The organism is Moorena sp. SIO3I6 (assembly GCF_010672095.1).
Map to the genome: position 1 here is coordinate 1 of NZ_JAAHHU010001581.1, position 1,154 is coordinate 1,154.

Consider the following 1,154-nt stretch of genomic DNA (forward strand, 5'->3'; position numbering starts at 1 on the left):
TTGCTGATGCCAAGGAGTTAATCCCACAATGTGTCCGAGGTCAACCATCCAAAGAACTTCACCCCGCCAGTTGTAAACACCCATCACCCAAGGTGGCATATGGGCAATTGGAATAATTTGACCAACACCAATAGTCAGCACTTCAGTCAGCTGATTAATTGGCATTAAAGCAGTAGTATCAGGTACTAGATGAAACCGCAGAAACTGCTGTCTAATTTCATTGGCAGCAGTTTCTGTTGCTGATGATGGGGAAGCTGAAGCTGGGATAAACTTGGACACCATGATGATCTCTCTTTTTTTATATCTCAGTCAGATTTAACCCTTGACCAGTTGGTTAATGATTTTTAGGAGTTCTTCGTGATCAACAGGCTTATACAGGTAAGCATCTGCTCCCTGCTTCAACGCCCAAAATTTATCCATTTCAGTATCTTTGGTGGAGCATATTATCACAGGAATTTGGCTTGTATTAGCTTCATTTTTAAGGGTTCGACAAATTTCAAAACCACTGCGATCTGGAAGGACAACATCAAGGACAATCAAATCAAGCTGATTACTGCTAATTTTTTCTAGGGCTTCTGAGCCATTATTGGCAGTTAATACATTAAATCCATTTTGCTTGAGATAACCTCTGAAGATTTCTAGATCTGTTAATGAATCTTCAACAATTAATGCGGTAACCATTTTTCTCCGATTTTTTAAATAACTATAAAATTATAAGCAGATAAGCAAGTGTTTAAACGTTTTTTTTGTAAATACTTAAATTTCGGCTATCTATCTAGTAAATTCTAAATAATTTGTTTAAGATGTTTAATGATAACTCTCAATACCTCTTCAGGATTGATGGGTTTACTCATGAAATCTGAGGAGCCAACCATCTTAGCTCTCACACGGTCGATGATGCCGTCGTTACCGGTCAAAATCACGATCGGAGTATTGCGGAAAAAGGAGAGCCTACGCAATTGACCACAAATTTCATAACCATTAGCATTTGGCATGACCAGATCTAAAAATATCAACTCTGGCTTAGTAGCTAACAAAGTAGCGATCGCCCTAAGTGCATCATTAATAGCCACAAAGCGATAGCCTTCTGAGGTAAGAATTTTTTCCATGCTTTGGCAGATCAGGGGACTATCATCCACGCAGGCAATCAAAGG

General features: G+C 38.9%; 3 protein-coding genes. All 3 read right to left on the minus strand.

The features are described from left to right. The coding region (locus tag F6K49_RS51390; protein ID WP_293110661.1) for a chemotaxis protein CheW at positions 1-282 on the minus strand (282 nt) is incomplete at its 3' end. Positions 283-315: 33 nt separating this feature from the next. Next, complete coding sequence (locus tag F6K49_RS51395) at positions 316-681, minus strand: response regulator (protein WP_293110663.1); 366 nt, start codon at positions 679-681, stop codon at positions 316-318. Positions 682-785: 104 nt separating this feature from the next. Next, a partial coding sequence (locus tag F6K49_RS51400; RefSeq protein WP_293110665.1) for a response regulator occupies positions 786-1,154 on the minus strand: 369 nt, incomplete at its 5' end.

Coding starts and splice junctions, on each gene's coding strand:
- F6K49_RS51395 (WP_293110663.1), bottom strand. CDS start 681: ATGGTTACCGCATTAATTGTTGAAGATTCATTAACAGATCTAGAAATC.